This window comes from Mesorhizobium sp. P5_C1 (assembly GCF_054049815.1).
The window spans coordinates 1-5,822 of the sequence record NZ_JBFULQ010000361.1; the positions used below are offsets into that span (position 1 = coordinate 1).

Annotated in this window: 8 protein-coding genes; 1 reads left to right on the forward strand and 7 read right to left on the reverse strand. The window is 62.0% G+C overall.

The window, feature by feature from the left end:
• Nucleotides 1–195, reverse strand: a 195-nt coding sequence (locus ACXJ7R_RS23020; protein WP_457153861.1) for an Lrp/AsnC family transcriptional regulator, incomplete at its 3' end; no start/stop codon positions are given.
• Nucleotides 196–351: 156 nt separating this feature from the next.
• On the opposite strand from ACXJ7R_RS23020, the gene ald reads away from it, so the two are divergent.
• Nucleotides 352–1,467, forward strand: a complete 1,116-nt coding sequence (ald, locus tag ACXJ7R_RS23025) for an alanine dehydrogenase (protein WP_457153862.1) — start codon at nucleotides 352–354, stop codon at nucleotides 1,465–1,467.
• Nucleotides 1,468–1,488: 21 nt separating this feature from the next.
• Here the strand turns inward: ald and ACXJ7R_RS23030 are convergent, their stop codons facing one another.
• The 6 genes from ACXJ7R_RS23030 to ACXJ7R_RS23055 form a co-directional block, all read right to left on the reverse strand.
• Nucleotides 1,489–1,641 (reverse strand): hypothetical protein, encoded by a 153-nt coding sequence (locus ACXJ7R_RS23030; protein ID WP_457153863.1) that lies wholly within the window; start codon nucleotides 1,639–1,641, stop codon nucleotides 1,489–1,491.
• A 62-nt stretch (nucleotides 1,642–1,703) separates the two neighbouring features.
• Nucleotides 1,704–2,171 (reverse strand): DUF1203 domain-containing protein, encoded by a 468-nt coding sequence (locus tag ACXJ7R_RS23035; RefSeq protein WP_457153864.1) that lies wholly within the window; start codon nucleotides 2,169–2,171, stop codon nucleotides 1,704–1,706.
• Between the two features lie 101 nt (nucleotides 2,172–2,272).
• On the reverse strand, nucleotides 2,273–2,836 hold the full coding sequence (locus tag ACXJ7R_RS23040; protein WP_095091816.1) for a GNAT family N-acetyltransferase: 564 nt from the start codon (nucleotides 2,834–2,836) through the stop codon (nucleotides 2,273–2,275).
• A gap of 5 nt (nucleotides 2,837–2,841) precedes the next feature.
• On the reverse strand, nucleotides 2,842–3,693 hold the full coding sequence (gene sseA, locus ACXJ7R_RS23045) for a 3-mercaptopyruvate sulfurtransferase (protein WP_457153865.1): 852 nt from the start codon (nucleotides 3,691–3,693) through the stop codon (nucleotides 2,842–2,844).
• A gap of 142 nt (nucleotides 3,694–3,835) precedes the next feature.
• On the reverse strand, nucleotides 3,836–4,579 hold the full coding sequence (locus tag ACXJ7R_RS23050) for an alanyl-tRNA editing protein (protein ID WP_457153866.1): 744 nt from the start codon (nucleotides 4,577–4,579) through the stop codon (nucleotides 3,836–3,838).
• Nucleotides 4,579–5,613, reverse strand: a complete 1,035-nt coding sequence (locus ACXJ7R_RS23055; RefSeq protein ID WP_457153867.1) for a cysteine synthase A — start codon at nucleotides 5,611–5,613, stop codon at nucleotides 4,579–4,581. Before ACXJ7R_RS23055 ends, ACXJ7R_RS23050 begins: the two co-directional genes overlap by 1 nt.
• Nucleotides 5,614–5,822 lie beyond the last annotated feature (209 nt).

The window sequence follows — 5,822 nt, forward strand, 5'->3', positions numbered from 1 at the left end:
CATCTGATGGCCAAGGGCGGCATTGGAAAGCCGGGCATGGTAGCCGCGGATGGTTCCGGATTTCTCCAGATTGTCGAGCCTGCGCGAACAGGCCGACTGYGACAGGCCAACCTTCTCGGCCAGTGCAGCATTCGGTATCCTGCCATCCTTCTGCAAAGTCTCGAGAATGGCGATATCAATCCTGTCGAGCGGCATTTTCCGTGAATCCTGCGAATATCTCACCATTTTGCGCAACGATTATCGAAAACCGCCCGTTGGCGCAAGCGCATTCGCAAACACCTGCGCAGCGATTTGTGGTTCACTCCACCTATACAGGGAACGAGCCCAAAAGGGCCGGATCAGGAGAAGAAAATGCGCGTCGGCTGCCCCAAGGAAATCAAGAACCACGAATATCGCGTCGGCCTCACGCCCGGCTCCGTCCGCGAATATGTCGCCCACGGCCATGAAGTGCTGGTCGAGACCGGCGCCGGCGCCGGCATCAGCGCCGATGACAATGCCTATCGCGCCGCCGGTGCGACAATCGCCAAGACGGCTGCCGATGTGTTCGCCAAGTCGGACATGATCGTCAAGGTCAAGGAGCCGCAGCCCAACGAATGGGCGCAGCTTCGCGAAGGCCAAATTCTCTACACCTATCTCCACCTGGCTCCGGACCCGGAGCAGACCAAGGGCCTGCTCGCTTCCGGTGTCACCGCAATCGCCTACGAAACCGTCACCGACGACCGTGGCGGCCTGCCGTTGCTGGCGCCGATGTCGGAAGTTGCCGGTCGGTTGTCGATCCAGGCCGGCGCCACGGCGCTGCAGAAGGCCAATGGCGGCCGCGGCGTGCTGCTCGGCGGCGTGCCCGGCGTGCTGCCCGGCAAGGTCACTGTGCTCGGCGGCGGCGTCGTCGGCCTGCATGCTGCCAGGATGGCGGTGGGGCTTGGCGCTGACGTCACCATCATCGATCGCTCGATCCCGCGCCTGCGCCAGCTCGACGACCTCTTCACCGGCCGCGTGCACACCCGTTACTCGACCGTCGAGGCGCTCGAGGAAGAGTGCTTCTCGGCCGACATCGTCGTCGGCGCGGTGCTGATCCCCGGCGCCGCGGCGCCGAAGCTCGTCACGCGCGAAATGCTGTCCGGCATGAAGAAGGGTTCCGTGCTGGTCGACGTTGCCATCGACCAGGGCGGCTGCTTCGAGACCTCGCACGCCACTACCCATGCCGAGCCGACGTACGAGGTCGACGGTGTCATCCATTACTGCGTCGCCAACATGCCCGGCGCGGTACCGGTGACGTCGGCCCACGCGCTCAACAACGCGACGCTCCATTATGGCCTGCAGCTTGCCGACAAGGGCCTGAAGGCGCTGGTCGATGACCACCATCTGCGCAATGGCCTCAATGTCCACAAGGGCAAGATCACCAACCGCGCGGTCGCCGAGGCGCTCGGCTACGAACTGGTTGAGCCGAAAGCCGTTCTCGCGGCCTGATTCTCCTTCAGAATTCCTCCGTCAGCCCGCCGGTTCTTGCCGGCGGGTTTTTTCTTGGGCGCGAAGGTTTTCTTGAGCGCGAGGCCGGGCAACAAAAAAGCGGAGCCAAAGCCCCGCTTCCTCGATATCGAGATTTGCCGCCGGTTCATCCGCGGTCGGCAAATCGATCGACAATGGCTTTCTAGCGCGATTGTGCGACGGGAGTACGACAGGCCCTCGCCCAGCGTTCCAATGCCTCAGACGCGCTCGATGCGACACTGGTAGCAATTGTTGCGTGCCGAGCGGACATGAACGTAGGCGATATCGTCGCGCTCGAAGAGGGCCTCKGCTCGCGCTGCAATTCTTCCGGTCGGGATGACACCGCCGCTGCCGTAGACGATACGATTATCCCTGCCGTAGCCGCGCACGATGTAGTCAGGGCTTTCGAGAATCTCAGGTAGCACCTCGCTCTCGGCGGCGCGGTCGCATTCTTCGGCATGCAGGAAGATCGGCCCGGTTTCGGCATAAGGCTGAAGCTCCGGGAATGGCCGATAGGCCAGAACGAGGTAAACGTCGCCAGCGGCGATGTTCCTCAGACAGTGCCGACAAGGCATGCCATCGCCGTCGGAAATCTTTCGTTCGGGCGTTTGGCCGTAGGCATCCGAGCCGCCGTGCTGCAATGCCCTGACATTTTCGGTCGGCAGCGCTTTGAACTGAATGGTCATGGTGGGATCTCCGGTGTAGTCCACCGGAAATTATGCCCTCAAGTTGACGCTTCCCACCCGATTCCTGCGCAGTGGCGGATGCTTCGGATTTTTGGCTGATGTCACGGCCTCATGACGCTGGCCGAGCGTTCTCCGAAAGGCAGCGGATGCACGATTTCCTTCTTTTGCGCCACCGGCGCAAAGCCGAGCTTCTGGTAGAGCGGCAAAGCCGCCGGATGATCGAGTGTGCAGGTCTGCACTGTCACCCGCTTCGGCCCGTACGACCACGCTGCTGCGATCGCCGCCCCCAGGAACCAGCGGCCGATGCCTTGCCCGGTCGCATGTTCCATCATGCCGAAATAGGCGAGCTCGACTTCTTCCGGCAGATGCGGCTTGAGGTCGAAGAAGCCGGCCGGCGCGCCGTCGAGGTAGAGCACTCTGATGTCGCGGTCCTCGCGGTGGATGCCGGCCGAAAGCTCCTCGTCATCCAGCCTCAGCACGTTGACCCAGTGCCATTTGCGTCCCACCCTATCCATCAAATAGCGGTAGAAATGCAGGGGAATGTCCTTGGTCTTCAGCAGGGCGACCTGACGGTTGTAGGGCACCGGCGGCGAATAGGCTGGAGGCACATGCATTTCGAGGAACGTGACCGTGACATCGATGTCTTCCAGCGCACCGTTTTCCATCGTCTTCATTCCTTGCCGGTCACGACCGGCGTGTCGGAGAGCCCACCCCACTCCGTCCATGAGCCGTCGTAAAGTCTGTTGTCGGTATGGCCAAGCGTTTCCAGCGCCAGCGTCGCCACCGCGGCTGTAATGCCGGAACCACACGAGGTGATGACGGGTTTCGACAGATCGATGCCGGCCGCCTCGATCACCTTGCGCAAGCGGTCCTTCGACAAGAGCTTGCCATTTTCCGACAGCGCCGAGTAGGGCAGATTGCGCGCGCCAGGCATATGGCCGGAGCGGATACCGGCGCGCGGTTCTGGCTCCGTGCCGGCAAAGCGGCCCGGTCCACGGGCGTCGGCGATCTGGCTTTCCCCGGTATCGACGATCCGGCGCATGTCGGCGAGGCTGGCAACGCGACCGGCGTCGAAATCGGCATGAAACACACTTGGCGCGATCCTGGTCGGTTCGGCCGTCACCGGCCGGCCGGCCGCTTTCCAGCCATCGAAGCCGCCGTCCAGAATATAGGTCTGGAAGACGCCCATCACTCGGAACATCCACCACGCCCGAGGCGCCGAGAAGAAGCCCGGACCATCATAGATGATGATGGTGTCGTCGGCCGAAACGCCCATCGATCCGACATACTGGGCAAAATGCTGCGGTGACGGCAGCGTATGCGGCAGCGGCGAATCCGGGTCCGAAACCGCGTCCTGATCCAGAAATCGTGCGCCCGGAATGTGGGCCGCGCCGTATTCGCCGCGCGCATCGCGCTTTTGCGCCGGCAGATACCAGGATGCGTCGATGATCGTCAGGCCCGGCTCGCCGAGGCGCTGCTGCAGCCAATCCGCGTCGACGGTGAAAGGACTGTCCTCGGCCATTTTTTCTCCTGCTCGCCGTTTGGCGGTGATTGTCCGATTAAAGTGCGTCGCGTTGAAGCGGATTCAAGCGACGCGCTTTAAGTCTTTGTTCTCATGCAAGTCGTTGACCCAACATCGAGGCCACTTTCTTGGGCGACATGCATCAGGTCGCCGGCATCGTGCCGAAGCGGATGCGGAAGCGTCTGTTTTCACGGCCCTTCTTCTCGATCTTGCCGATATGGATTTCGCCGACCTCACCAGTGCTTTTGACATGGGTGCCGCCGCAGGGCTGGCTATCGACCGAAGCGTTATCACCGATGCAGACCAGGCGGATCTTACCGGTGCCAACAGGCGGCCGGACGTTCTTGGATTTCACCAGGCCCGGGTTGGCGGCCAGCTCCTCGTCGCTGATCAGCCTGGTGAAGATCGGGTGATCGGCCCGCACCAGATCCATCAGGCTCGCCGTTACGTCTTCCCTGGTGAAGCTGGCGTCGGGAATATCGAAATCGACGCGGCTGTCATCCTCGGAAACGGACGCACCGGTGATCGGGAACGGGCAGACCACAGTGAGCAGGTGGCAGGCCGCGTGCATGCGCATCAAAAGATGCCGGCGCTCCCAGTCGATCGCCAGGCTCAAGCGTTCACCGACCTCGGGAACCCTCTGCTCCAACGCCGGGACATGGATGATCTCGTCCTTGGTCTCGCCCGTAATGGTGGCGGCGATGGCGATGCGGCTGCCGTCGGCGCGCTCCAGATGACCGATATCGCCCGGCTGGCCGCCCGATGTGGCGTAGAAGATCGTCCTGTCGAAAATGATGCCGCCGCGATCGTTGACGGCAATGATTGTGGCGTCCGCTGTCCGCAGATAGGCGTCGTCGCGAAACAGCGCTTCGGTCCTGTGCGCCATCACGCGACCTTTTCGAACGGCACAGAAATCGTGCTCCGCTGCTCCATCCAGCCCGGTATCGGCAGGTTCTTCTCGCGCAGGAATTCCGGGTTGAACAGCTTCGATTGATAGCGCGTGCCATAGTCGCAAAGAACAGTCACGATGGTGTGGCCGGGGCCCAGTTCGCGCGCCAGCCGGATCGCGCCGGCAATGTTGATGCCGGTCGAACCGCCGACGCACAGTCCTTCTTCCTGGATCAGGTCGAAGACAATCGGCAGCGCATCTTCGTCCGGGATCTGGAACGAAAAATCCGGCGTGAAGCCATCGAGATTGGCGGTGATGCGCCCCTGCCCGATGCCTTCGGTGATCGAGCTGCCATCGGACTTCAACTCACCGCTGGTGTAGAAACTGTAGAGCGCGGCTCCCAGCGGATCGGCCAGCGCGATCTTGACGTCCTTGCGCCTGGCCCTCAATCCGAAGGCGACGCCGGCCAGCGTTCCACCCGAACCGACCGCCGAGACAAAACCGTCGACCTTGCCGCCGGTCTGGTTCCAGATTTCCTCCGCGGTGGTGCGGATATGGCCGTCACGGTTGGCGACATTGTCGAACTGGTTGGCCCAGATGGCGCCGTTCGGCTCCGTCCGCGCCATCTGCTCGGCCAGCCGCCCCGACAATTTCACGTAATTGTTGGGATTCTTGTAAGGTACCGCGGGCACCTCGATCAGCTCGGCGCCGAGCAGTCTGATGGTGTCCTTCTTTTCCTGGCTCTGTGTGTCTGGAATGACGATGACCGTGCGGTATCCCAGCGCCTTGGCGACCAGCGTCAGCCCGATACCGGTGTTGCCGGCCGTTCCCTCGACGATCACACCGCCGGGCCTCAGCAGCCCGCGCTGCTCGGCGTCGCGGATGATGAACAGGCCGGCGCGATCCTTGACCGACTGGCCTGGATTCATGAACTCGGCCTTGCCCAGGATCTCGCAGCCGGTTTGTTCAGACGCTTTGTTGAGGCGGATCAGAGGCGTGTTGCCGATCGCGTCGATCACAGAACGGGGCATTCAGGATTCCTTGTGCAGCTGTGCCGAAACCGTAGAAACCCGAAGCTTCGGTTTCAAGGCAAGAATTTGTCTGGACCAGTCGCATTTGCGGCATTGTTATCGCGGCCAACGCTTCTCAATATCGCCTTCATGCGCCACAGTTCATTTCCTCACTGTGATGAAAGCACTCTTTTCATTCGATTTCTTCATCGCTAGAGCAAGGTACGAGC

What these genes read in the sequence shown, in the direction of transcription:
- ald (WP_457153862.1), top strand. Translation starts at nt 352, where the DNA reads ATGCGCGTCGGCTGCCCCAAGGAAATCAAGAACCACGAATATCGCGTC.
- ACXJ7R_RS23040 (WP_095091816.1), bottom strand. Translation starts at nt 2,836, where the DNA reads ATGGAAAACGGTGCGCTGGAAGACATCGATGTCACGGTCACGTTCCTC.
- sseA (WP_457153865.1), bottom strand. Translation starts at nt 3,693, where the DNA reads ATGGCCGAGGACAGTCCTTTCACCGTCGACGCGGATTGGCTGCAGCAG.
- ACXJ7R_RS23050 (WP_457153866.1), bottom strand. Translation starts at nt 4,579, where the DNA reads ATGGCGCACAGGACCGAAGCGCTGTTTCGCGACGACGCCTATCTGCGG.
- ACXJ7R_RS23055 (WP_457153867.1), bottom strand. Translation starts at nt 5,613, where the DNA reads ATGCCCCGTTCTGTGATCGACGCGATCGGCAACACGCCTCTGATCCGC.